Origin of the sequence: Novipirellula methanifontis (assembly GCF_052161655.1) — a bacterium.
Classification (GTDB): domain Bacteria; phylum Planctomycetota; class Planctomycetia; order Pirellulales; family Pirellulaceae; genus Novipirellula.
Genome location: NZ_CP197418.1, coordinates 6,872,847 through 6,896,095 on the forward strand (window position 1 = coordinate 6,872,847; position 23,249 = coordinate 6,896,095).

At 54.6% G+C, this 23,249-nt stretch carries 16 protein-coding genes and 1 pseudogene; 9 read left to right on the forward strand and 8 right to left on the reverse strand.

From position 1 onward, the window contains the following. Positions 1 to 192: 192 nt before the first annotated feature. The 5 genes from SH528x_RS24970 to SH528x_RS24990 form a co-directional block, all read right to left on the reverse strand. On the reverse strand, positions 193 to 1,827 hold the full coding sequence (locus SH528x_RS24970; RefSeq protein ID WP_442506164.1) for a TolC family protein: 1,635 nt from the start codon (positions 1,825 to 1,827) through the stop codon (positions 193 to 195). A gap of 361 nt (positions 1,828 to 2,188) precedes the next feature. Further along, entirely contained in the window at positions 2,189 to 2,638 is a 450-nt protein-coding gene (locus SH528x_RS24975) for a methyltransferase family protein (RefSeq protein WP_442506165.1), read from the reverse strand. Between the two features lie 38 nt (positions 2,639 to 2,676). Beyond that, the gene (locus tag SH528x_RS24980; protein ID WP_442506166.1) at positions 2,677 to 3,261 is read right to left on the reverse strand and encodes a YeeE/YedE thiosulfate transporter family protein; all 585 of its coding nucleotides are present in this window, start codon (positions 3,259 to 3,261) and stop codon (positions 2,677 to 2,679) included. Further along, a complete protein-coding gene (locus SH528x_RS24985; protein WP_442506167.1) occupies positions 3,254 to 3,790 on the reverse strand; it encodes a YeeE/YedE thiosulfate transporter family protein in 537 nt (178 codons plus the stop codon). Before SH528x_RS24985 ends, SH528x_RS24980 begins: the two co-directional genes overlap by 8 nt. 61 nt (positions 3,791 to 3,851) lie before the next feature. Next, positions 3,852 to 4,511, reverse strand: a complete 660-nt coding sequence (locus SH528x_RS24990; RefSeq protein WP_442506168.1) for a c-type heme family protein — start codon at positions 4,509 to 4,511, stop codon at positions 3,852 to 3,854. A gap of 859 nt (positions 4,512 to 5,370) precedes the next feature. On the opposite strand from SH528x_RS24990, the pseudogene SH528x_RS24995 reads away from it, so the two are divergent. Further along, a pseudogene (locus tag SH528x_RS24995) lies at positions 5,371 to 5,430 on the forward strand (hypothetical protein); the annotation flags it as partial. Between the two features lie 174 nt (positions 5,431 to 5,604). Here SH528x_RS24995 and SH528x_RS25000 read toward each other — a convergent pair. Continuing rightward, positions 5,605 to 6,537, reverse strand: coding sequence for a diguanylate cyclase (locus SH528x_RS25000; RefSeq protein WP_442506169.1), 933 nt, complete (start codon positions 6,535 to 6,537; stop codon positions 5,605 to 5,607). Between the two features lie 456 nt (positions 6,538 to 6,993). On the opposite strand from SH528x_RS25000, the gene SH528x_RS25005 reads away from it, so the two are divergent. From SH528x_RS25005 to SH528x_RS25040, 8 genes are all read left to right on the forward strand, one after another. After that, the gene (locus SH528x_RS25005; RefSeq protein WP_442506170.1) at positions 6,994 to 8,007 is read left to right on the forward strand and encodes a nucleoside hydrolase; all 1,014 of its coding nucleotides are present in this window, start codon (positions 6,994 to 6,996) and stop codon (positions 8,005 to 8,007) included. A 279-nt stretch (positions 8,008 to 8,286) separates the two neighbouring features. Beyond that, the gene (locus SH528x_RS25010) at positions 8,287 to 8,859 is read left to right on the forward strand and encodes an RNA polymerase sigma factor (protein ID WP_442506171.1); all 573 of its coding nucleotides are present in this window, start codon (positions 8,287 to 8,289) and stop codon (positions 8,857 to 8,859) included. Beyond that, a complete protein-coding gene (locus SH528x_RS25015; RefSeq protein ID WP_442506172.1) occupies positions 8,856 to 10,475 on the forward strand; it encodes a LamG-like jellyroll fold domain-containing protein in 1,620 nt (539 codons plus the stop codon). Before SH528x_RS25010 ends, SH528x_RS25015 begins: the two co-directional genes overlap by 4 nt. Positions 10,476 to 10,580: 105 nt before the next feature. Further along, the gene (locus SH528x_RS25020; RefSeq protein ID WP_442506173.1) at positions 10,581 to 13,214 is read left to right on the forward strand and encodes a DUF1592 domain-containing protein; all 2,634 of its coding nucleotides are present in this window, start codon (positions 10,581 to 10,583) and stop codon (positions 13,212 to 13,214) included. A gap of 106 nt (positions 13,215 to 13,320) precedes the next feature. Then, positions 13,321 to 14,748 (forward strand): DUF1552 domain-containing protein, encoded by a 1,428-nt coding sequence (locus SH528x_RS25025; protein WP_442506174.1) that lies wholly within the window; start codon positions 13,321 to 13,323, stop codon positions 14,746 to 14,748. Between the two features lie 137 nt (positions 14,749 to 14,885). Next, positions 14,886 to 17,069, forward strand: a complete 2,184-nt coding sequence (locus SH528x_RS25030; protein WP_442506175.1) for a serine hydrolase — start codon at positions 14,886 to 14,888, stop codon at positions 17,067 to 17,069. A gap of 181 nt (positions 17,070 to 17,250) precedes the next feature. After that, positions 17,251 to 18,624, forward strand: coding sequence for a nucleoside hydrolase-like domain-containing protein (locus SH528x_RS25035; protein WP_442506176.1), 1,374 nt, complete (start codon positions 17,251 to 17,253; stop codon positions 18,622 to 18,624). A gap of 33 nt (positions 18,625 to 18,657) precedes the next feature. Next, entirely contained in the window at positions 18,658 to 18,939 is a 282-nt protein-coding gene (locus SH528x_RS25040; RefSeq protein ID WP_442506177.1) for a hypothetical protein, read from the forward strand. Positions 18,940 to 19,138: 199 nt separating this feature from the next. On the opposite strand, the gene SH528x_RS25045 is transcribed toward SH528x_RS25040, so the two are convergent. Further along, positions 19,139 to 20,980 carry an alkaline phosphatase D family protein gene (locus SH528x_RS25045; protein WP_442506178.1) on the reverse strand — a complete coding sequence of 614 codons (1,842 nt, stop codon included), beginning with the start codon at positions 20,978 to 20,980 and terminating at the stop codon, positions 19,139 to 19,141. 131 nt (positions 20,981 to 21,111) lie between these two features. Next, positions 21,112 to 22,260 (reverse strand): FG-GAP repeat domain-containing protein, encoded by a 1,149-nt coding sequence (locus SH528x_RS25050; protein WP_442506179.1) that lies wholly within the window; start codon positions 22,258 to 22,260, stop codon positions 21,112 to 21,114. Between the last annotated feature and the right edge of the window lie 989 nt (positions 22,261 to 23,249).

The window sequence follows — 23,249 nt, forward strand, 5'->3', positions numbered from 1 at the left end:
TTATGGTCCGCGAGGGGAAATTCCGCTGGCCACATGCGGACACCGTGCGTATCAGCGCACTCCAAATGTAGTGGACGAGGCGACGAGTCCCCGTAGCGGACACGAGTCTCCGTAGCTGCGACGTGGCTCAATGCCTGACATGAGTCCTTAAAATCGCAATCGCTCCTTGACTCGCCCCCCAGCCTCCGCGACTTACAAACTGCCGGTTGCACGATCGAGCGTGACGCGGGCGAGCGCGGCGTCATAAGTTGCCGAGTAATAGTTGCTACGACTTTGAGCCAGCAACGTTTGAGCATCCAATACCTCCGTGTTCGTCCCCACCTCTTTGCGATAGCGATCCAAGGCGACGTTGAGGTTTTCTTCCGCCTGCGCGACGGACGTTTCGGCGACTTGGATACGATCATTCGCATTCTGCAAATTGAGCCAAGCTTGGCGAACCTGCAAAGCAATGCGACTTTCCAAATCCCGTTTCAATCGAGCAAGCGCGGAAGCCTGTTGTCGGAGCGCGGCGGCTTTGTTCTTGGCAACACCGCCGTCAAAAACGGTCCATTCAGCCAATAGAGACGCGGACCAGAAGCCTTCATGGGTCAAATTTTCGTTCTCAAGGAAACTGAATCCGCCAGCAGCACCAACCTGAGGTCCGAGCACCGCGAGTTCCCGTTTTGCTTGATGACGAAGCGCGTTGGATTTGTGGGCAACAGCCTGCAGTTCAGATCGTTGTGCCGAAGCAATCGCGACCAGTTCATCGGGGCTGGCCTGCATCGAGACTCCAGAGATCGCGAGTTCCGAACTCATCGGTTGCGAAATCATCAGCTCCGCAAGCGATACGGGGGCATCCAACGGTCGCCCGACAAACCGATTGTAGGCCGCGCTAGTAAGATTAAGTCCGTTGGTCGCTTGCAGATACTTGTCGCGAGCATCGGAGAGGGTTGTCTTGACGGCTAGTACGTCACTGTTGGCGACGACCCCCTCGTCAAACAAGTCCTGGACGTCGACAAGATGCTTTTCAAGCGTGTTGACGCTAATCCGAGCAACCTCAACCAACTTCTCTGCCTTTAATACATGGACGTATGCCTCGGCAACTTCCATCTTCAGGTCATGCATTTCGGAGCGTTGGTCAAATCGTGACGCGTGTACATTGGCACAAGTCGCGTTGACTGTGCTGCTGATGCGCCCACTTGTGTACAGTGGAACCGTTGCGAGTGTAGCGGAGGAGAAGAAATCCTTTTCACCAATAGGCAGCGAACCAAAGCCCAGTGACGAGAGACCGGGAATGTTGACACCGATCCCAGGTTCTCTATCGAGTGCCGTGTAAGAGTTGAATGTCCGCAGCGAAGGGTTTCTCGCCGACTTGGCCGCCTCGTGAGCGTAGACGGCCGCGCCGGTCACGTTTGCTTTGGATTGAAGTTTTTGATCGACGGCGACCGCCATCGCCCAAGCTTCCTGAAGCGATTCGCCACTCGGTGAGGTAAATTCAATCGACTCGAGCACTACCGGTATTGGTTGCTGTTGATCATTTGAACCGGCGTCATATAACTGCATTTCGTCGCCCGTTCTAGCGACTGACGCGTTATTGCCATCGAGATGTTCCTGGTCCGCAGTTCCTGCTCGCGTTGCCGTGTTTTCAAAATCGTCATCGTCAGCAAAGCTGGTCAGACTCACGGGCGAAGGAAGCTCGGGATTGCAATCATCATCGCTTTGTTGCTCTGCTGCGACGACGGGGCTGCTGAGCGTTGATGTGTTGGCCCATCGCTTCGCACTTGTACCGGCACATCCGATCACACTTAACAATGATACAACGACGGCAATTTGATAGCGTGAATGCATTCTTCAGTTCCTGAGCGACGCCGGTTTGATCGTTGGAAGTCGCTCGACCCCACATACGGCAGGACCGGATTTCCACGACAGTTCGCGATATTCATCGTTATCGTCACGCCCGTTAGGAAGGTTCCAGCCAGGAATTTCAATACGGAGTAACCGGTATCACCGTTACGACACGAATCGTCGTAATCGTGAGAACCCGCAGGGTCGATTCTTCCGCGATTTGCTGCGTTTCAGCGTAGCGGAAGTCGTCAAGACTTTCGTTGACGGTCCGGGATGCCCGAAACTCACGCGCGAGTTCGGCTACCAAGAATGCTTCACAGCGTTAGCCCAAACGGCGAATGAGTTTTCACCCAATCATTGCGGCCTACCTGCTTACTTTGGACCCAAAGTTTAGATACGGCAAGAGTTGGCCCACGTGTTTCTGGTAGTCAGCGTATTCGGCGAAGCGATTGCTCATCGACTGCTCTTCGTGACTAGCTTTGATGCGAAGCACCAGCATCAAAGCTAGCCAACTAATCAGCCGCCACCATTCAAACTCGCTGAGCATCAACACTGCGGTGAACCAAAGCAAGCCCGTGTACATGGGGTGGCGAACGATTGCGTAGGGACCGCTTGTGATCAATTTCGTGTCAGCTGTTGTCGTCGGATGAATGCGAACCCGCCGCATTCCCATCCTCTTCCAGGCACTCACCGCCAGCGCAATACCGGGTGCAGCAACCAAAAGCGTGATCCACTGCGGTGGCCACCAGTCGGATGAAAGGACCAGCAGGGCGGACAGTCCGAACTGCAAAAAGACAAGCAACCAGAGAAACATGAGATTCAAGCTAGCTCAACAACGACTCGAGTTCAACTTCACTTTGCCGCGAAATCTCCAGTCGATGATGACGACGACGGCTCCGCGACTGCCTTCCTGCGTGTGAGTGCGACCGCTACGAGGGCGGCGATCGACAATCCGATAATCCAAGCCCAAGGGGATGTACCGGTCAGTTCTGGAATCGTGACTTTGCCGGCGTCTCCGAGCGCCGCAGCCAGCTTTGACATCGTCGGATAGAACGTCACATAGATCGCTGCACCCGAGAACATCCCTAGCAATCCGGCATAAGCATCCTTCCTGCCTTCGCCACAGGCCGCGACTCCCGTACCAGGACAGTAACCAAGGACTGACATCCCTATTCCGAATAGCAATCCACCGACGAGAATGCCAGCCCAGATCAATGGCTTGATATGCAGCGACACCCATTCGCTTGGCAGCAACGCATAAATCCCAATCGAACCAACAACGACTGCGGTTCCCATGATCTTCACGACGGTGTAGTCACGTCCCAGAAACTGGCCGACGATGACTTCGTACTTCGCGACACGCCCTTTCTGCAACAGGTATCCAAACACGATCCCCGTGCCTAAGCCTAACACGAGTTTCCAAATGGGATCAAACATGGCTGCGACCCTCCCGACCAAAGAGAATGAATGAAGTGAGAATGCCAGCCGAAAAAGCAACGATTACAAATAGCCAACTCGAAGCCGCGAGCTGTAGCGAACCGCTGATCCCGTGACCGCTAGTGCAGCCACCTGCCAATCGAGCGCCCAACAACATCAACAGTCCGCCGACGAACGCACCGACGAACCGTTTCATTGACGAAGGGCCAAAGCGTTTTTCCCATAACGGCGGGACGGTCGGTGAATTCCGATCGCCCGACAGCTTGGAACTGATGAATGCACCGACAAACACGCCCACAACCAGCATCCATCCCCAATTAATTCGGGGCGTCTTCGTTTCAAAAAACGAATTCGTCTCGCTGATTCGTGGAACGACTGCTTGCTCCGCGATCGCCACCGTGGACTCAAACGCCGTCGTGATTCCCAGCGCATGATCGGCCGTGATGAAGCTGAACCAACTCAGCACACCGATCGCCGCCCCAACGAAATAGGGTGACCAAGACTTTCTGGTAAATGCGTTCTGCACCATTTTTCCCCTGCGTGAGTGACTCGAATGAAATTAGCGAAGGACCGTTATTCGTCGAATGATCCTACGTAGCATCGCTTGGCACTTCGACCCAGAACCAGCCGCGAAGGTCGTCAAGTTTAAATCCTGTTGCCTCGTCGTCGGGGTATCGCTTTGCAAGCTCGAGCTTCACGACGTCCAGCACGTCGTTTTCACCGCCGTGACACATCAAACATTTGACGGACATGTGAATGGGGAAAACCGCGCCCAAACTGTCGTTGCCAAGCGGAGTGTACTGTGGAGTGTCAACACGCTCTTCGACGAACGGCTTCACCCAGTCCCGCGGAGCGTTGGCACGATTACGCAATTTGAACGAGGTGCGACCGATCTCGACACCGTGTTCTTTCCCAACGGCTTCGGCGATCGCGATCGCTTCGTTGCTGCATACGTTGATTGCCGCGGCCGGTCCCTCGGACTGCATGACTTCCATCAGTCTTGCGGAGAGCCGAGTGAACAAGGCGTCCTTCGCTTTGGCAGCTACCGCTCGGCGTTTGTCAGGTGACGGAGTGCTTTTATCATCACTACGCTCTACGTCCGGAAGCTCCGTTTGCCCCGCTGACGTTGCACCTTTCGTTGGCGCGTTCTGTTCACCGCGATCTTTGCACCCCATGACGAACATGGCCATCATGAACATGGCCACCACGAGTGGCAACATGAGCAAGTTGTTTTGATTCAGTCTTGTCATCGTTTCTCTCGTTTGGTGAGTATTGTCGCGATTCCTGGCTTTCCCGAAAATTGGTCAAAGGTGAATCGCTTCTACGGGCGAGTCGTTTGTCGTCGAAATACTTGAGTAACACGAGGTGGCACCCATTTCATTTGTAGACGGAGACTACAACACGATTATCACACTGTCTGGCATCACCGCGTCGGGATTGAGCGAATTAATTTTGATGTCGTCACCTCGCGTTCCGACGATACGTTTTGGTTTAAAAAACAATGCCGTAGTGGATCGGCTTCCAGGCTGTTTTGCGATAGATGACAGCCTCGAAGCTTATTCCATATTCAGAAATCGACTCTCAATGTATCGCATTCACTGTGCCAAATGAGGTTCAGCGACTTGGTAGCAAACACGGCGACCATCTTGCCCCCGTGAAAAAGCCCCGTGACAAGCACCCGCAGCGCTGCATCAGACACAAATGCCCTGATGCCGCGAGCTCGGGAATTTCAAAAATCCGTCGCCAATCGACCAACCGTGCACCTAAACACATGATCTGTCGTAAGGTCACGAGGTGTCAAGGTATAAAAGTGATATTTTCGTTGACAGATTTTGTTCTGTTGCGTTGGTGTATTTTTTCCTGGCGATACTCTTCTCGCTACCTGCCAAGTGGTGTCGTGCTTGTAGAGTTCACTCGCTTGCGATTGTCGCTCACGGAAACATGCAGCCTGCACAAATCCAATCCCTCGTGGAGGTCTCCGGTGACGAGATCGTCCACTTAGAAGTGACCGAGTTTGCCCACTATGAGCCTCACATGCCCGCTTCCGCGCATGTCGCTACGAATCGCCCCGACGTACGTGACCAACTGCCGATCAGTGAACAGTTCATCATGACCAAGCCGGAGCTACTCGATCGGCTCCGAGGCCTGCTCGGCGGCCGAGCAGCAGAGGATATCCAGTACCGCGAGGTTAGCACGGGAGCCGAGAACGATCTCGAGCGAGTTGCCAAAGAATTGTCTGCCAAAGAAACGCTCGACCAAGCAGCCTTTAACGCGTTGATTCACGAGAATCAGTCATCAATGGCACATACGCAACGGGATCGAGCGTACGCTTTTCTCACATGCTTAAGTTGCGACGCAGTTTTTGCCACGGCTCTTGGCGCGATAAAGAGCCACGTCCGCACTAGTGATCAACGCCAGAGTGTTGGAAAACGCTGGAGTGTGCGCCGACACTCCGATGCTAATGGTGGGACGCAAGGGAATACCGTCTTTTTCCATTCCCGCAGATTCCACCACTTCTCTAATCTGTTCCCCGACGGAACATGCTGACGCGAGATCGTGGCCCGGCAGGAAGGCCGTGAATTCGTCGCCACCAAACCGGCAAGCGCGACCGTTTTGCCCAAGCACCTTCGCGATCAACCGTCCGGTTTCGCCGATCACGTGCGCGCCATAAAGGTGACCATGGGTGTCGTTGATTTGTTTAACGCCGTCCATGTCCATCATCAAAACCGAGAGCGGCATGTCGCCACGGAGCGAATTTTGGAACGCAAACTCCAGCGCTTCGTCAAACCGTCGCTTGGACGGAAGACCGGTGAGCGGATCGGTGCCTACCAGAGCCGCAACTTCACTATGAAAGTCGATATCGAGTTCATCGGCAAGTGAAAAACGAAGGACGGTCTCGCCGACGAAAATTTTGTCGCCGTCTCTAAGCGGCCTCTGCCCAACGACCTGCTCGGCGTCCACTCGCGTTCCGTTGGTCGAATTGAGGTCCACGATCGTAAACCCTTCATCTCCCGTCGGGGTGATGGTTGCGTGATGCCCGGAAACTTTCATGTCGTGAAGTGGAAAAGTACAAGTCGGACTCCGACCGATCACGGTCGGTCCCGACAAAAATGCATGGACGCCAATGTCCGCACGGCTGCGAATGACGCTCAAAAAAGCTCTCTTGGCAGCGTGTTTTGTGGCAGGCTGGAAAATGTCCTCGTCTCGAAGGGTGACCGTACCCACCGCAGGGCCGCGTGCTCGTGCCGCCGAGGTTTTGCTGTGATTCAGATTCATGGCAGACCGAATGCTTGCAATAGGATCGTGGAATTCGGATTGGCGAGAGTTCATCTTTACCAAGAATTGCATGGCGATGTCATGCCCGATTCAATCATCAAAACGAACCTCAAACACGAATAGCACCGTCGTTTTGCGCTAATTTCTGGTAGAAACCGAACTGGCGTCTTTGCAAGATGGTGGACACAGACCGCGTTTCTCTTGGAACCTGCTGTCAAACGCGGCTCAAAAGGCAGCTTCCTATAGGACGTTATCCGTTAGGCCATCACAGTCTGATGCTCCGAGATGACAATCCTGCGTGCTGTGAAAAGTGCGTTGCCAATAGCTGGGAAGAAAGAGTCCCGGTGATCCGCAGCCACTTTCGGATCGAGAATCTTGTATGTTGTCTACGCAAAAGTACGGTGCGCGATTTTGAGTGTCGCAAACGTCACCTTGTGTCTCCCCCACCATGATGCCATGAAATATTTTGTCCAACTCTGCCTTTTGATGATTGCAACGTCGTACGTCAGTGCTGCGGATCCTGTTCCCGTTATGCCCGTTCCCGTTATCTTCGACACCGACATGGCTGACGATTGCGATGATGCGGGCGCGTTGGCGATCTTGAATGAATTGGCCGACCGAGGCGAAGCGAAACTGCTTGCCGTCATCACCAATCGCGCCGATGCGGCGGGGCTCTCGGCAGCCGCATGCGATGCGATCAACACGTTTTACGGCCGCGGTGATGTCCCGATCGCGACCGACAAGGACGGTGCGAAGGTTCAATGGAACCGCCCAAGTTCTTACACACCGGCACTGGCGAAGGAGTTCTCTCATGACTGCGCAGTTGACCAAGAGTGCACCGACGCGCTCCGCCTTTATCGCGAAACATTGGCGGCTGCGGACGACCATTCGGTTGTGATTTGCAGCGTCGGAGCTCTCAGCAATCTGGAAGACCTGTTGAACTCGTCGGGTGACCAGCACAGTCCACTGAGCGGTGAAGAACTGATCCGAGCCAAGGTGAAACAGACGGTGATCATGGGAGGACACTTTCCTCGTTCGGCCAAACCGGAAACGAACCTTCGCCTCGACCCCGCAGCAGCCGTCAGCGTGACCAATCGCTGGCCAGGCGAAATCATCTGGCAAGGCTACGAAGTGGGCGCTGCCCTGCGATGCGGTACGTCGTTGCAGGTGTGCGGCTCGGACAATCCCGTCCGCCGTGCGTTCGAACTGCGTCCGTACCTCGGTGGCACTGCGATTGACCACGGCAAACCTGCCCATGATCAAGCCGCCGTCTTGTTAGCCGTTCGTGGTGTCCAGGACGAGTACTGGACGATCAGCCCGCCTGGCCGCGTCATCATCGACTCGGACGGACACAGCGAATGGAGATCTGACAGCAAAAAACGGCATCGCTACGTGGCAATCAAAGGGCTACCGGACACGCTTGAGAAATTGATCGATGAATTGATGGTCCGCAACCAAGCCACCGAATGAGCGTCAACGAAAACAGATCAACGGTACTGGCGTGATCGGCCTGCCCAAGTGAGTCGTCGCTGTGACGCATCTCGTAGCTCAACTCGCCAAGAGTGTCGGAGGGCACCCGCGATGGAACGAAAGTCTTGACGACTTCCGCTACGCTAAGAATGCACAAACCCTATAAGGAAAAATGCTTCACAGCGTTGCGTCTAGACGCTAGCCTCGGTAGGAAGTGGATCACGAGTTCTCCTGCGGGTGTGACATTTTCACTTGGTTGGCATACAGTTTTATGAATCGATGGCAAAATCATTGAATCCCGAGACGGACCTGACAACAGACGAGCTGATCGCGGCGGTGTTGGACGGCCGCACGGAGGCGTTCGCCGCTATCGTTGATCGATATCAGCATTCGGTGCTGCGCATCGTCAATGCCATGCTCTACGACCGAAGTTCCACCGAAGACCTCGTTCAGCAGGTATTCATCAATGCGTATCGATCGTTGGACCGATTCGAAGCAGGGCGAGAATTTGGGAGCTGGATTCGAGTGATCGCGCGAAACGTTGTGCGAGAGGAACTGCGTCGGTCGATACGGTATGGCACCCACTTGAACGCCTATGCCGAGCAACTTACTCGACGATGGATCGACGACGAGATCGCTGACGAGGCTGAACGGGAACTGGATTCGTCGCTGGCAGAATGCCTGAAGAAACTGGCTGACCGATCCGCAAAGATTGTGAATTTGAGATACTACGAAAACTGGAGTTGCGACCGCATCGCAGAGGAAATGAAAATGACATCCGGAGCGGTACGCAACGTGTTATGCCGGGCCCGCATTCAGCTTCACGACTGCATCGCTGGCGAAACAACATGAAACGGCTCGAAGAACTTACCCTGAAATGGCTTGACGACGTCATCGACCGTGAGGAGCGTGCCGAACTCGAAGCGTTGCTCGATGGCGATCCCGCAGCGTGTCAGACGCATGCAGAACTGTGTGCAGTGGAGACCGCGTTGCGAAGCCGCGTGAAGGGTTTTGACGTAGCCCAATCGGCGACGCTCAGGGTGCAAGAGACGGATTTCGACCACACACCGGCATTTGAAGATGACTTGCTCGATTCGCTGCCGATCAACTGGGGCACATTGCAATCGCCTCGTCAGCCAAAACGAACCCGGTCGTCAATGTGGAGAATGGTTCTGGCGGCCAGTGTGTTGCTAGCCGTCGGCATCGGAGGTTTCTTTTATCTTCAGCAGCCCATCGAAGTCGCAGACGCGCACATTGGGCTCGCAAAAAACGAGGTGTCGATCACGCGTAACGGCGTTGCAGCCGTAGCCACGGCCGGACTGGATTTGCAGGCGGGAGATGTGGTGAATGTTCCTGAGCATGCCGTCGCCGCCATCCATTACGACGATGGGACGCGAATCACATTGGGACCAAAGACTCAGGTCAGCCTACTGGAGTTGACTCGGCTCAACGCTGCCAGCAAGTACCTGGAACTGCAACAGGGAACGCTGACAGCACATGTGAAGAAACAGACCCCAGGAAAATCGCTTCAGATAACGACTCCTTTTGCCAAATTTCAAGTGCTGGGGACGCGATTTACGTTGCAAGCGGACGCTGAAATGTCGCGACTCGATGTAATTGAAGGGCGAGTGCGCGCCAGGGGGATGAAGAATTCCACGGTTATTGATGTTGAACAGGGACAATATGCCGTGGCGGAAACGAAATCGACGTTGGCAGCGAAGCCAGTGGAACCGCGAGTCAGCAAAGGGCTGATTACTCTGTATCGATTTGACGAAGGTGAGGGAGACGTCGTCCACGATGTCTCGAAGGTCGCAGCGTCCCTCGACTTACACCTCGATAAAATGGACGGTGCGCATTGGTTGCCCGGCGGCGGACTCCGCATTGGAGACTCCGCGATGTTGTCGTCCACGAAACCGGCCAAAAAGATCATTGATGCCTGCCGCAAGTCTGGCGAATTGACGGTCGAAGCGTGGTTAAAGCCAACGACGGCGAGTCAGTCGGGACCAGCGCGGATCGTGACATTGTCCAATAACACGTCCAATCGCAATTTCACGCTCGGTCACGGAGGCGACGACGAACTGGTTTCCGAGGCCAACGATCGCAGTGTCTTCATTGGGCGGGTGCGAACATCCAAAACCACGACAAATGGAATTCCTGAACTGACTTCCGCCGACAATTCGGTGGCCGCCGACTTGGCCCACGTCGTCTACACACGCAGTGCGGAGGGCAGCCACCATCTTTTCATTGACGGAATCGAGCGTGCCAGCGGCGACCGTCCCGGCGACTTTTCGACTTGGGACAAGAACTATCGCTTAACGCTCGGTAATGAGTTGACGAGAGACCGCCCTTGGCAAGGCGAATACTTTCTAGTGGCCGTCTACAGTCGTGCACTTTCCCCAGACGAAACGAAACAGAATTTTCGCGCCGGCCATGCAGCGGCACCGATCCAGGTTGGCGTAAGAAAATAGACTCAACATTTTTGGTGACACAAATACAGGTGGTCGGCATATAAAGGGGTGAAAGAGGTTTTGCCTCTGAATCCCCCTTGCCAAACATGTGCGGTCCACTGACGTATGACAAAAGCTCAAATAAAGCTATCGGGAACGAGAAAAGCGATTGCGTACCTGTTGGTCACGACCATTTCGCTCTTTTCCGTTGTCTCGGCGAATGCCCAGCGTGTTTCGAGTCATTTGCAGACGCTGTACACGTTTGACGAAGGCCAGGGCGATATCGTCCGTGATCGTTCTGGCACGGGGAAGCCTCTGGATCTGAAGATCCAATCAGCGAAAGGCGTTGACTGGAAAGACGGTGCATTAGTCATTCGTTCTTCGACCTCGATTATTTCTGCTACTCCCGCCACAAAAATCATTGACTCGGTCAAGCGGTCCGGCGAAATCACCATTGAAGCTTGGATCAAACCTGCAAACGATTCACAAGCGGGACCAGCGCGAATCGTTTCGCTTTCCTCGGATACGAGTCAACGCAACGTCACGCTTGGGCAAGACAAGAACATGGTGGATATCCGCCTGCGTTCGACCAAGACCGATCGCAATGGACTGCCCTCCACGGCCGGTCCCGGGAAGTCGTTGCAAACGAAATTGACACATGTTGTTTTCACTCGCGATCGCAAGGGAACTGCGACGGTCTATGTGGACGGACGGAAAGTTGCCAACCGAAACGTGGCTGGAGACTTTGGCAACTGGGACGCAAAACATCGGCTGACACTCGCCAATGAGAGCACCGGTGACCGCCCATGGATCGGTGAATTGCACTTGGTGGCGATTTTCGATTCCGCGCTCTCGGAGCAGGAAGTGAAGCAGAACTTTGCGGCGGGTTCAAAACCTAGTCCCCCCAAGCCGCCGAGCCTGGCGTCGGTTTCAGCAAGCCTCTTCAACCACGACGTGGCTCCCCTGTTTGCCAAACACTGCTTGGAATGTCACGACTCGGCAATCAAAAAAGGTGATTTGGATTTATCCAGAAGGACTGCGGCCTTAGCGGGTGGTGAAAGCGGCGAGGTGATCGTGCCGGGGAAATCAGCAGACAGCCTACTTTGGCAATCAGTGTCGTCTGATGAGATGCCCAAGGATCGTGCTCCACTGAGCAGTGATGAAAAGGCCGCACTGAAGAGCTGGCTCGATAGCGGAGCGGTCTATTCAGTCGATCGCATCGATCCCGTGATTTACTTGCACGGCGGAGGCAGCAGCGATGTCTGGGTACAGCGACTAACGGTCACCGAATACATCACCACAGTTCGTAGCGCCGTGGGGGTCGATATCGCCAAGGAAGCTCACGCGATTCTGCCGCCGGACCTACGAGCCGACGGATTTCGCAACACGGCATACAACCTGAGCGTCGATCTAAAGCACGTTGAAGCCTATGCACGCTTGGCCGACATCACGGTCCAACGCATGGATGTGATGAAGTTCGCGGCGAGGTTTTCCAAGAGCACCAAATTGTCGACCGATGACACGATGCGCGACCATGTCGCGGCGATGGGAAAATGGTTATTTCGCGGACCGCTCAATGAGCGTGAGATCAACGCATACAGCGGCATCACGACCACGGTCGCCAGTGCCGGGGGTGATTTTAAGCAGGCCATGACCTACACGATCGAAGCGATGTTACAGTCGCCCCGATTCATCTATCGAATCGAAAGCCAGAATGAAGCAGGCGGCTCACGCGCAGTCGATTCCTACGAGCTGGCTTCACGGTTGAGCTACATCCTGTGGGGAGCGCCGCCAGACGAAGTTTTGCTGCAGGCTGCCGATCGCGGAGATTTGCAGGACGCTGCGAAGTTGAATGCTCAAGTAAAACGAATGCTGAACGAGCCGCTGGCCAAGGATCGATCCGCGGAATTTGTTTCCGAATGGCTTAATTTGGCGCGGCTTAAGAACATGCGTCCCGATCCGAAGCGGTTTCCAAACTGGAACGCAAAACTCGCCGATGACATGCGAGACGAGACATTGGCTTACTTCGGCGACGTGGTGTGGAAAGAGAATCGCCCCTTATCCGACTTGCTGGCCGCTCAGTTCACGTACGCAACGCCCGAACTGGCCAAACATTATGGACTGAAACCTACTGGCAAAGGTTTGCTGCGTTACGACGTCTCGTCCGTTCCCGGTCGTGGCGGATTGCTAACACAGGGCAGCGTGTTGACCGTCGGGGGCGATGGTGCGTCGATGGTCTCGCGAGGGTTGTTTGTGCTAGACGATCTGCTGCGTGGCACGATTAATGCGCCGCCACCCTGCGTCAATACAACGCCACCGCCCACCAAAGCCGGATTGACTCAGCGTGGTATCGCCGAGCAACGCATCGCGGACGTGAAGTGCGGTGTCTGCCATGTGCGTTTTGAACCGTTGGCGTTCGGTTTGGAAAAATTTGATGGCGTCGGCGCCTTTCACGAGCAGGACCAATTTGGAAACAAGCTGCGAGACGACGGCGAAGTGCTGTTTCCTGGCGACGCCAAGCCGGTGAAGTACCAGTCGTCGGCGGAGCTGATGAAAGTGCTGTCCGAGAGCGACCGAGTTCGTGAGAGTCTAACTTGGAAGGTCACGCAGTTTGCGCTGGGCCGCCCTCTCACCGCCGCCGATGCACCGATCGTCGCCGCAATCCACAAGTCGGCTCAATCAGCCGGCGGAACGTACCCCAGTTTGATGACCGCGATTGTGATTAGCGATCTCGTGCAGAAGTCGGGGCAACGGAAATAAGACATAAAAAAAATGAGTGACAGGAAAATGAAACGCGGTTGCCTTCATCTTATTGTCAATCATCTTCCTGTAAACTACCCACCATCCCCCGCCCGGAGACGAACGAATGAAGAATACTTGTATTGATCGACGTATGCTGCTTAAAGGGTTCGGTGGCATCACCATCGGGCTGCCGTTCCTTGAGGAGATGTTGGTTTCGACGGCGCACGCCGCCGAGAAGACGACCGTTCCTGCGCGGGCCTTTAACGTTTTCTTTGGCCTTGGCATTCCCTCTCCACTGCAAAAAGAGGGTTTTGCTGGTGTACTCGAACCCCTCAAGCCGCTAAGTAACAAGTTGCTGATCATGCGGGGGGTGGACCATGTCCGTGCCGACGAAAAAGGAATCAACGCGCACTATGACGGTGCGACAGCAGCCTTCACGGCCGAACCGCCGGACGGAGAAGCCAAAGCGGGCGGTGCTTCGATTGACCAGATGGTTCGCCGCGCTCACAATCCGAACGGTCTGCCGCCCGGTATGGTGCCGACGCTGGTGGCTGGCACGTTTTTCCGCCGCAGCCGTGTCGGTCGCTACGTTCACAGTTTCAACCCGGACGGAACTGTGGCCGCGACAATGCAGGAGAAACCTCGCGACGTGTTTGAGCGGGTCTTTGGATCACTGGCGATGCCAAACGAATCGAGCGACGCTCGGCGTGATCGACTTAAACGCAGCGTGCTCGATACCGTTGCCGACGAGTACAAGTTCTACACCGGAGCCAACTCACCGCTCGGCAAGGCCTCCAAAGCACGCATCGTCGAACATCTGGAACGGATCCGCGAGTTCGAGCAGCGTGCGTACGCGATGAAATCAAAAACCGATGGCGGGCCGAAGTTGCCCGCTGAATCGAAGCTGTTACACGGCGGCGCAGCCGATCCCGGTGGTATGGGCGTAGACATCACCGTGGATGAACTCACCAGCGAATGGCGGTTGATGGCCGATCTGTATGCGTTTGCCATTCAAATGGATCGCGTTCGTTTTGGTTCACTGACTTTCCTGGCCGCGGGTGAACGAATTCGCTTGAAGGGCGACTACGAATACGACGGCCGCAAGGTCTTCGCCTTCGATGATGCGGCTCAACACAAAGCCTCGGGCGACAAAGGCTGCAGCCACGAATGGTGGCACCAGTTCAACGAAAAGAAGAAGAACGAACAGCTACGTGCGCACGCCCACTTGAAGATGCGTGAAGTGGCCTACTTCCTGAGCCGACTGGACGATAAGGATTCCGTCGACGCCAATGGCAAGACGATTTTGGATAACTCGCTAATCACGATCTCGACCGAATCTGGCGATGGACGTCACAACGACGTCAAACGGGAACTCTCCGGTGTCTTTCATGCCATCACTGGCGCGGGTGGTCGCTTCAAAACAGGCCAGATCATGGACGTTAATGCCGAAGGGCTGGACGTTTACAACACGATGCTGACCGCCATGGACGTCAAAGATCGACTCGGTCCCAAGAAACGAAAAATGGCCGAGGTCGATTCAATCCGTGCGTGACTTGTTGGGGTCACGGAAACATGAAAGCTGCCCCCTTCGCTTTCAATATTTCCGGTCACGCATTTTTCAGCAAACCCTCTGCGTGTTTTCAGAGATCGCAAGCCCGCTGACATATTCCACGCCGAGTGAACGCATCCATGTCTGACTCCATTCCTGTTAAGAATCGATTGTGGCCGCTATGCCTGGTGGCGATGTTGTGCCCGATCCATGTTTCAGCCGACGAGTCATGGCCCGGGAAAGCGTGGACAAGAGCCGACGCGAAAGCCGTTGGGCTCGATCAGCAGCAGCTTGAGAAAGCCCGCGATTATGCGCTCACCGGCGGCGGATCGGGGTACATCACTCGCGACGGAAAGTTGGTGATGTCGTGGGGAGATTTGAAAAATCGCTACGACCTAAAGTCGACGACCAAGTCGTTTGGTGCGACGGCGCTGGGTGTCGCGATACTTGATGCCAAGATCAAACTTTCGGATCAGGTCAAACAGCATCACCCCGATTTCGGTACTCCGCCCGAGAGTAACGCTGCCACCGGCTGGATCGACAAGATCACGATTCTGCAACTCGCCACGCAAACTGCTGGTTTTGAAAAACCGGGCGGCTACGAAGAACTGATTTTTGAGCCGGGAACGAAGTGGGCGTACAGCGACGGCGGCCCGAACTGGCTGGCCGAGTGTGTCACGCTGGCTTACAAACAAGACGTTGAAACGCTGATGTTTGATCGCGTATTCACTCCGATGGGAATCACACGCAAAGACCTCACATGGCGCAACAACAGCTATCGCCCGAAAGAGATCAATGGCATTCCACGCCGCGAGTTCGGTTCGGGCATCAGTGCGAACGTCGATGCGATGGCACGTTTCGGATTGCTCTATCTGCGTAGCGGCCAATGGAAAGGCAAACGATTACTTCCCGAAGACTTTGTGAAACAGGCGGGAACGACGGTGCCGGCCGTGGTCGGTCTGCCGGAAGTCGATCCCAAGAACTATGGCGATGCCTCCGACCATTACGGACTGCTGTGGTGGAACAATGCTGATGGCACGCTGCAGAATGTTCCGCGAGACGCGTATTGGTCGTGGGGTCTGTACGACAGCTTGATTGTTGTGATCCCAAGTCTCGATATCGTCATTGCTCGTGCTGGGCAATCTTGGAAACGAAACGGAGACGGACATTACGATGTGCTGAAACCGTTCCTCGAACCGATCGTGGCTGCGACGGGTACGAAGGTAAGTCAGGTGGTTCCAAAGGACGACGGGATTCCGCAGATTGCGACTCAGCTCACGTCAGCTCCCCAGTTGGACAATTCACTGGAACTCAAACAAAACTCAAAACAGAAGTCAGCCACAGAGCGGTTGGCAGCCGCAACTCCGCCCTATCCGCCGAGTCCGCTGATCACGGCCATTGACTGGGCTCCGGTATCGTCGATCACTCGACAGGCGCGCGGCGGCGACAATTGGCCGGTGACGTGGGCCGACGACGACAATCTTTACACCGCTTACGGTGACGGCAAAGGATTTGAACCGTTCGTCGACAAGAAGCTAAGTATGGGATTGAGTCGCATTCGCGGCGACGCGGATAACTTCAAAGCCGAGAATCTGCGATCCGCGTCGTTCGAGACGCATGGCGACGGTGCGAGCGGAATTAAGGCGAGCGGCTTGTTGATGGTTGACGGCACTCTGTACGCGCTAGCACGCAACGCCGGAAATTCACAACTCGGCTGGTCGACCGATCACGGAATCACATGGAAATGGAGCGACTGGAAATTTACCGAGAGCTTTGGTTGCCCAACATTTCTGAACTTCGGTTGCAACTACGCTGGCGCACGCGATGAATTCGTTTACGTCTACTCGCAGGACCACGACAGCGCATACAAGCCCGCTGATCGCATGGTCCTCGCTCGCGTGCCAGTAAGAGATATCACCAAGCGAGAGTCCTATGATTTCTTCGCTGGACTCGACAATGCCCTCAACCCGCTGTGGACGAAGGACGTTGAAAAACGCAGTGCCGTGTTCACGCATCCCGGCAACTGCTACCGCTCGGGGATCAGCTACAATCAAGCCATAAATCGTTACCTCTGGTGTCAGATCATTCCCGGCCCAGATACACGCTTCGAAGGAGGCTTTGCCATCTATGACGCGCCCGAACCGTGGGGACCGTGGACAACCGTGTTCTTTACGGAACGGTGGGACGTTGGCCCCGGTGAAACCGCAAGCATTCCAACCAAGTGGATCAGCGATGACGGCAGTACAATCCATTTGGTGTTCTCCGGCGAAGATCATTTTTCGGTTCGCCATGGGAAGTTGACATTGAAACAAGACGTGAAATGATCCGCGAGCTAGCGATGGTAAATGCAAGAGTTGTTACAAACAGGTGGATGGCAGAAAAATGCATCCGGCTGTCATCTTTCTGTCAATCATTTTCTGCAATTGAAATCCGAGTGCGACTTTCGACATGTTTCGGCAACACTCTGTTGGTTCTTCATCTCATGACGAAGTACGATTCGAGCAAATGATTTATCGCAAAATCGCCGTTATCTCCGCAACCGTGTGCGTTGCCATTCTGTGTCTCTCTCCGGTTCGTGCTACTGACTCACAGCGGCTGCGAGTGATTGTGGAAACCGACATCGGTGGTGACGCGGACGATCAGGCATCGCTGGTGCGGTTCCTGCTGTATTCCAACGAGTGGGATGTGGAAGGGATCATTGCTGACCGGCCCGCCAACAAATTCCACAGTGACCCCGTCCGCAACCACAAAGGGATCAAAGCAAACAATGGCTACGAACTGTTGCTGGGTTACCTCGATGCCTATGCCCTCGTGTACGATTCACTGCGACGGCACGCTCAAAACTATCCCGAACCCGCAAGCTTGCGTCACTTGGCTGTTCCGGGATGGAACGATTCAGACTTAGGCGTGGACCTGCTGATTGCCGCCGCCGATCGGGACGACACTCGTCCGATCTGGTACGGCAACTGGGGCAGCAACAGCGGATCGATCAGCAATCTGCGGCGAGCATTCGACAAGGTGAAACAGGAGCGTTCTGCGGCTGAATATGAAGCGTTCGTCGGGAAGTTTCGCATTTGTACGCTGGATGGGCCCGGACGCACTCGGCAAGGGCACGAGGATCTCATCCCCTTGCACATCGAAACCGGATATCCCGACATCGGCGGTCGCTGGTATCACCGGTTTCGACCGCTGACCGAGCATGCCGGCGGCTTTGACGTTCGCCGCGACGTGCAAGAGAATCACGGTCCGTTAGGTACGCTGTACACGACGCCGAAGGAAGGAGACAGTTGGACGTTCGTGTATTTGATTCCTACAGGACTGAGCGATCCGAACGAACCGACTTGGGGTGGATGGGCCGGACGCTATGGACCTCGCGGCGGAGATTCGCTCAACAATGCGGGTCCGAACGGGACACCGTTCTTCTGGGCCAACCAGCAAGATGCCGTCAATGGCAAGACGAGCCGCGACAACACGGCATCGCGTTGGGCGGAACACATGCAGAATGATTTTCGCGCGAGGCTTGATTGGTGTGTCACCAAAGACTTCACCGATGCGAACCATGCACCGATTATCCATTGCCAAAACGACGACACGGCGGCAGTTCTGCGAGTAGGTGCGGCCGTCGGAAGCGAGTTGACGCTAGACGCCAGTGGTACGACCGATCCGGACGGCGACGAGCTGTCGTATCGTTGGTTTGTCTACGCAGAACCGGGCACTTATCGTGGCGAGGCTATATTGAAAGAAAGCACGGCATCAAAAGCGACATTTGAAGTACCGACAAACGCGAGAGGAAAGTCGCTACACATCGTCCTACAAGTCACCGACAGCGGAACTCCACCGCTCACTCGATACCGTCGCATTGTCATCGAGTTCCGTTAGTAAATTGTTTTCTGTCACCAAAGAGTACAAAACATGAGTCCCAAAATTGTGATATTGCCCATGGTCGCCGTGATCGTGATGCTGCTGGCGTTCACATGGTCTGCTCAGAGTTCGCAATCGGCTACGGAAGAGCCTCGGCGGTCGTGGGAACATCTGGCGATGACCGTGGATGCAATAGATGGTCCTGGAGACGCGGAGACAAGTCGCAAGATTGTCCAGTTGGGTGGCGAAGGTTGGGAACTGGTTGATGTTGAGTCACTCGTCAAAGACGGCGCGTCGGCGAAATTGATTTATTTCTTCAAGCGGCTTAAGTGATGTGGCGGCCATTACGTTTCCAAATCAACAGCGTATGCGCGTCTACGGCGGCGTGATTGACCGTGGTCATCGCGTTGACGGTCGTCGCGGCTTTTCGCGAACAGGGCAGCCCCGGTGAAAAGAAAACTCCAGCGAAACAGCGTAATCGGTGCCGGGTACATGATTTACAGGCACCTAGATTTCCACCGACCGCCTCCGTCTACTTGGCGTCACCGACGGTGATGGATTCTGCATAGACTAACCGGCCGGTATAGCCGTCGTGCCAGCGGACGACAACTTGTGGCTCGTCATACGCACTGAATTGATAGCCGCCGTCCGGCGATGCAACTTTCAATAGGTTGTTCACCTGCACGATTCCATAGTACGTATTGCGAATCTTTTGGTAGGGCAAATTGTTGGGAAATCCCGACACCCAACGAACCTGAACGTCGCGTCCCATACTGCTCCACTTGCCGCCGGTTGGCGGATTGCCAAGCGTTCCCAGGGGATGCCCGGTCGAGCCAAGCGGGCCACACATCATTTCGTAGACATTGTCGGTAATTTTTACCGACGCAGCGGCGTGCACATCACCCGTGAAAATCAAAATCGGTTTCTTCACCGCATCTAGCTCGTTGAGCAATCGTTCGCGTTGCACCAAAAACGAAGGAAAACCGTCTCCCTTGTCATCTTGGTCATCGCCGCCAACGTGGGCCGCCGTGTGATAGATCACCCAGGGATCGGGTGAGATCACGAAGATGAACTCCGCGTCCGTATTCCGCACGCCATCGATGAACCATCTTTCTTGTGCCTCGCTGAGAATGAACAAACTGGGATCGGATCGATCTTGCGGATTTCGATTCGATCGTTCACCGCGAGTATCGAGTGCAAAAAAATGACAGTTGGCGATTTTCCAATCGTAGTAGTGATGTGTACCGATGCTGTAGCTGAGTCGCTCGGTTGCCTTGGCTGACGGCGTGATTTGCAAGTGAGTTGCGTCGACGACTTTGGCTAGTCCATAGACGCCAGCGTTCTTGGGGGCGTCATTTCGCTTAGGAACGAGCTTTTCCGTGCGAGTGTAATTCCCCAAGTGAATGGTGCTGACCGTTGCCGGATCCAAAGCCGTGAAATCGGCAGCGGGATCGGACAACACATCGCTGCCTGCGGCCACATTTGCGTTGCCGAAACGAAGTTTCCCCGATTGAAGCCCGCGATGATTGGCCCAAGAAAGATACTCGCTGTAAGCATGTAGGCCCACATCGCGAATCAAGTGTCGTCCTTCGCCTAATCCAATTTCGCCGCATCCATGAATGTCCCAACCGACGTCGTGATCATCAAAAGTGAAAAACGCAGGCATCGATCGAAACAAGGATGCAAACGAACGGCCGCGTGAGAAGTACAGTTTGTAATTGTCTCGAACCCCGCCCAACGTTCCGTCACGCAACTCTTCGTAAATCACATCGCCATTGACGATACCGAACATCGCTTCGTCGGCATGATGTTTGCGAATCATGTCGTACGCCGGCGTGCTGGTGTACATGCCGCCGCTGACGTCGGGATCCTGCGAAGCGCAATGCCCCACAGTGAATGTCACGTTGAACAGTCCGTTTGGATTGTTCGCGACGTCGACGTACGAAGTCTCATTGGGAAGCGTTTTAAACGAAGGCCATACTTCGGTCACATCAGGTCGTAGATCAGGGAGCACGCCGTTGATTTCAATCGCGTAGTAATAACGCGTATTGGCCTGCAGTCCCGTCAGTGTCACCGAACTGGTTAAATCGCTTTCTTCACTCGTTTTGCCGATCACTTGCTCGGATTCGTCGCTGAGTGGCAAGGTTTGCCCGTACAAGACGGTGAACTCAGTTGCCACGCGAGTTCGCACCCACACCTTGACGGATCTATCCGTTATACCGCCCAACAAAGGGCCGTGCGACAATCCGCCGGTCGCATAGGGCAACACATCGTTGGCAACCGGGTCAGGCCAACTGATGTGCTGCCCCCATAGCTGCCGAGTCCAAAATGGTTGAGCGGCGATCAACAGGCAAAGGATTGTCAGTCGGATCATGAATCATTCTCTTGCAAGCAGAGTTACCGGCCTTCGGACTTTATTAGTTGTTTAACATCGTTGTCATTTCGGCGATCCGCTTTGATTGATCCATTTAAATCGAATCATTGCATCGTCTCCGCTTAATGAAATTACTTCTTCGTTGGATTTTCGAACCAAATAACGCCCCAGCCACCGTTTTCTTCGGTCGTCGCAATCTCGATGTCGCCATCACCATCCAGGTCAACGAGGAAGGCATTATCCATCTTCTTGCGTGATTCCGGCGACGGCAGATCCATTAGCGTGTTCGTCCAGGATTCTGGTGACATGCCGTCGCCGGACAGGCTCAGGTACCACAACTGTGCCTCGTATTCGGGGATGATGACAATTTCTGGATATGCCAGATCGCCGTTCATCTCGAGAAGTGCAACCCCTTTGGGCTTGCCATCGGTCAGGACGCCGTCCGGCTGAGCCGGCTTGTCCACCTCGATCTTCTTATAAACGGGCGGGCCGCCGTCATTGGTGCGTAGGTAGATGCAGATTTTGTTGGCGGCCTTGACCAAATCGAGACGTCCGTCGCCATTCACATCACCCAGGACCATGAACATGCCCGATATCGAAGTATCGATTACCTTGACTGGCCAGCGATTCGTTACCTTCTGCTTGCCGGGATTCTCGAAATAGAACGTTCCCTGCTGTTTGCGTTCTTGAACGAGGATGTCGTTGTCGCCGTCTCCGTCGATATCGTTGACGATGCAACTCATGGGCCACTTCGCCTCGCCCAGTTCGTAGCGTTTCCAATAAGTGGCATCGTGTTTGTTTTCAGCTGGCTGTTTGTACCAGGCCCTTGCACCGACGATGAGATCATCAAGGCCGTCTCCGTCGATGTCACTGACCACCGGACTGCGGGCCTCATGCGTAAAGAGAGTCATCCGCGTCCATTTCTTGGGATCTCTCAGTTCTCTCTTGCCGGGATTGAAATAGATGTGACCGCCATTAGCGATGTAGTCGATGTCGCCATCACTATCGAGATCACCAATTCCGGAGTCCTCGCACTTACCGTGCTTGCTGAATTCGATGTAGTCGGTCCAAAGCTCGCGGATTTTATTCTTGCCGGGATTGAAGTATAGCCGGCTGTATCCGCCCTCTTCAAAATTGACGAACACGTCCAGGTCTCCGTCACCGTCCCAGTCATGGTAATTGAATCCGTCAGGTCCATGGTCTTCGGGATCCGGCTGGATCACATTCACACGCCAGCCACTGGGGCCAGTTTTTCCGACGTACTGTTTCCAAGTGTTCACGTCAGCTTTTCTTTTCTCTTGCGCAAAGACCGCCGGGACACATAACATGCTCACAATCAAGAATCTCAACACCGTAAACATCATGGTTGAGGTCCCCCTACCTCTGTCATTCTCAATCGAACGCGTACCTTAAATCGCCCAATGCAATCTACTTTGGTAGCGGTACGGCGCGAGCCGTCCGGCTGCAGCGTGTAAAAACGTTCGATTTAGGCCGGGCGGCTTGCGCCGCACCGCTACAAAAATCACCCGATTAGTGTCAATGTAGATGGCATTGTTGAATCGTCCCCAGACGCCAAAGGTGATTCTACTGTTGTGCAGCGATCGAATCCGGAGCGTCAGTCGTTTTTTATCAATTTCAAGTATAGCGTCTTAGTTGACCGCACAACGTCCACCTCGATGTCGCGTGTCTCTCCGAGCTGTTGGCGTTTTCTGTGCTTTATCGCGGCAAGTTTTCACAACGCTGCAGGGATCGCCTCCTCTGTGGTTAATGTTTACTCAGGAGCAGACGGGAAGATTCATGCGACAGAAAGATTCTGGTACCGTAACGATGCCTTCTTCCTCTTCCTGCCACATCACTGTTTCGGACTGCTGAGAACGCTTGGCAAGAGTTGGTGCTTGCAATCGCTTTGCATCGGAATAACGAAAAGGGGCTCCAATTCCGTGAAAGGATGTCAGGCGGCGATGCCAGGATGATTAAAACTTTGCCGGATTCCAATCTTTCTGCCAACCAGCAGACCGTTCGATTGCGGTCGTTGCTACCACGACTGTTCCGATCCGATTTGCCTCCGAAAATGGTAGCGGATGTTTAAGCACTAAAACTTAGTGCAGATTGACTGTGCAGTGCTGTCATCGGTCGCGCGATAGAGCACCAAGGATACAAACTATCGACGGGGCCGGTGTTGAAATCGTCGAGCGAGATGATTTGGCGCGCGGACGCGTTAAATCAGCCGCTCCGCTAGCTGCATGGAACGACGTCGCTTGCGAATCAG

What these genes read in the sequence shown, in the direction of transcription:
- SH528x_RS25045 (WP_442506178.1), bottom strand. Translation starts at nt 20,980, where the DNA reads ATGATCCGACTGACAATCCTTTGCCTGTTGATCGCCGCTCAACCATTT.
- SH528x_RS24980 (WP_442506166.1), bottom strand. Translation starts at nt 3,261, where the DNA reads ATGTTTGATCCCATTTGGAAACTCGTGTTAGGCTTAGGCACGGGGATC.
- SH528x_RS24990 (WP_442506168.1), bottom strand. Translation starts at nt 4,511, where the DNA reads ATGACAAGACTGAATCAAAACAACTTGCTCATGTTGCCACTCGTGGTG.
- SH528x_RS24985 (WP_442506167.1), bottom strand. Translation starts at nt 3,790, where the DNA reads ATGGTGCAGAACGCATTTACCAGAAAGTCTTGGTCACCCTATTTCGTT.
- SH528x_RS25030 (WP_442506175.1), top strand. Translation starts at nt 14,886, where the DNA reads ATGTCTGACTCCATTCCTGTTAAGAATCGATTGTGGCCGCTATGCCTG.
- SH528x_RS25005 (WP_442506170.1), top strand. Translation starts at nt 6,994, where the DNA reads ATGAAATATTTTGTCCAACTCTGCCTTTTGATGATTGCAACGTCGTAC.
- SH528x_RS25040 (WP_442506177.1), top strand. Translation starts at nt 18,658, where the DNA reads ATGAGTCCCAAAATTGTGATATTGCCCATGGTCGCCGTGATCGTGATG.
- SH528x_RS25010 (WP_442506171.1), top strand. Translation starts at nt 8,287, where the DNA reads ATGGCAAAATCATTGAATCCCGAGACGGACCTGACAACAGACGAGCTG.
- SH528x_RS25020 (WP_442506173.1), top strand. Translation starts at nt 10,581, where the DNA reads ATGACAAAAGCTCAAATAAAGCTATCGGGAACGAGAAAAGCGATTGCG.
- SH528x_RS25000 (WP_442506169.1), bottom strand. Translation starts at nt 6,537, where the DNA reads ATGAATCTGAATCACAGCAAAACCTCGGCGGCACGAGCACGCGGCCCT.
- SH528x_RS24975 (WP_442506165.1), bottom strand. Translation starts at nt 2,638, where the DNA reads ATGTTTCTCTGGTTGCTTGTCTTTTTGCAGTTCGGACTGTCCGCCCTG.
- SH528x_RS25015 (WP_442506172.1), top strand. Translation starts at nt 8,856, where the DNA reads ATGAAACGGCTCGAAGAACTTACCCTGAAATGGCTTGACGACGTCATC.
- SH528x_RS25035 (WP_442506176.1), top strand. Translation starts at nt 17,251, where the DNA reads ATGATTTATCGCAAAATCGCCGTTATCTCCGCAACCGTGTGCGTTGCC.
- SH528x_RS25025 (WP_442506174.1), top strand. Translation starts at nt 13,321, where the DNA reads ATGAAGAATACTTGTATTGATCGACGTATGCTGCTTAAAGGGTTCGGT.
- SH528x_RS24970 (WP_442506164.1), bottom strand. Translation starts at nt 1,827, where the DNA reads ATGCATTCACGCTATCAAATTGCCGTCGTTGTATCATTGTTAAGTGTG.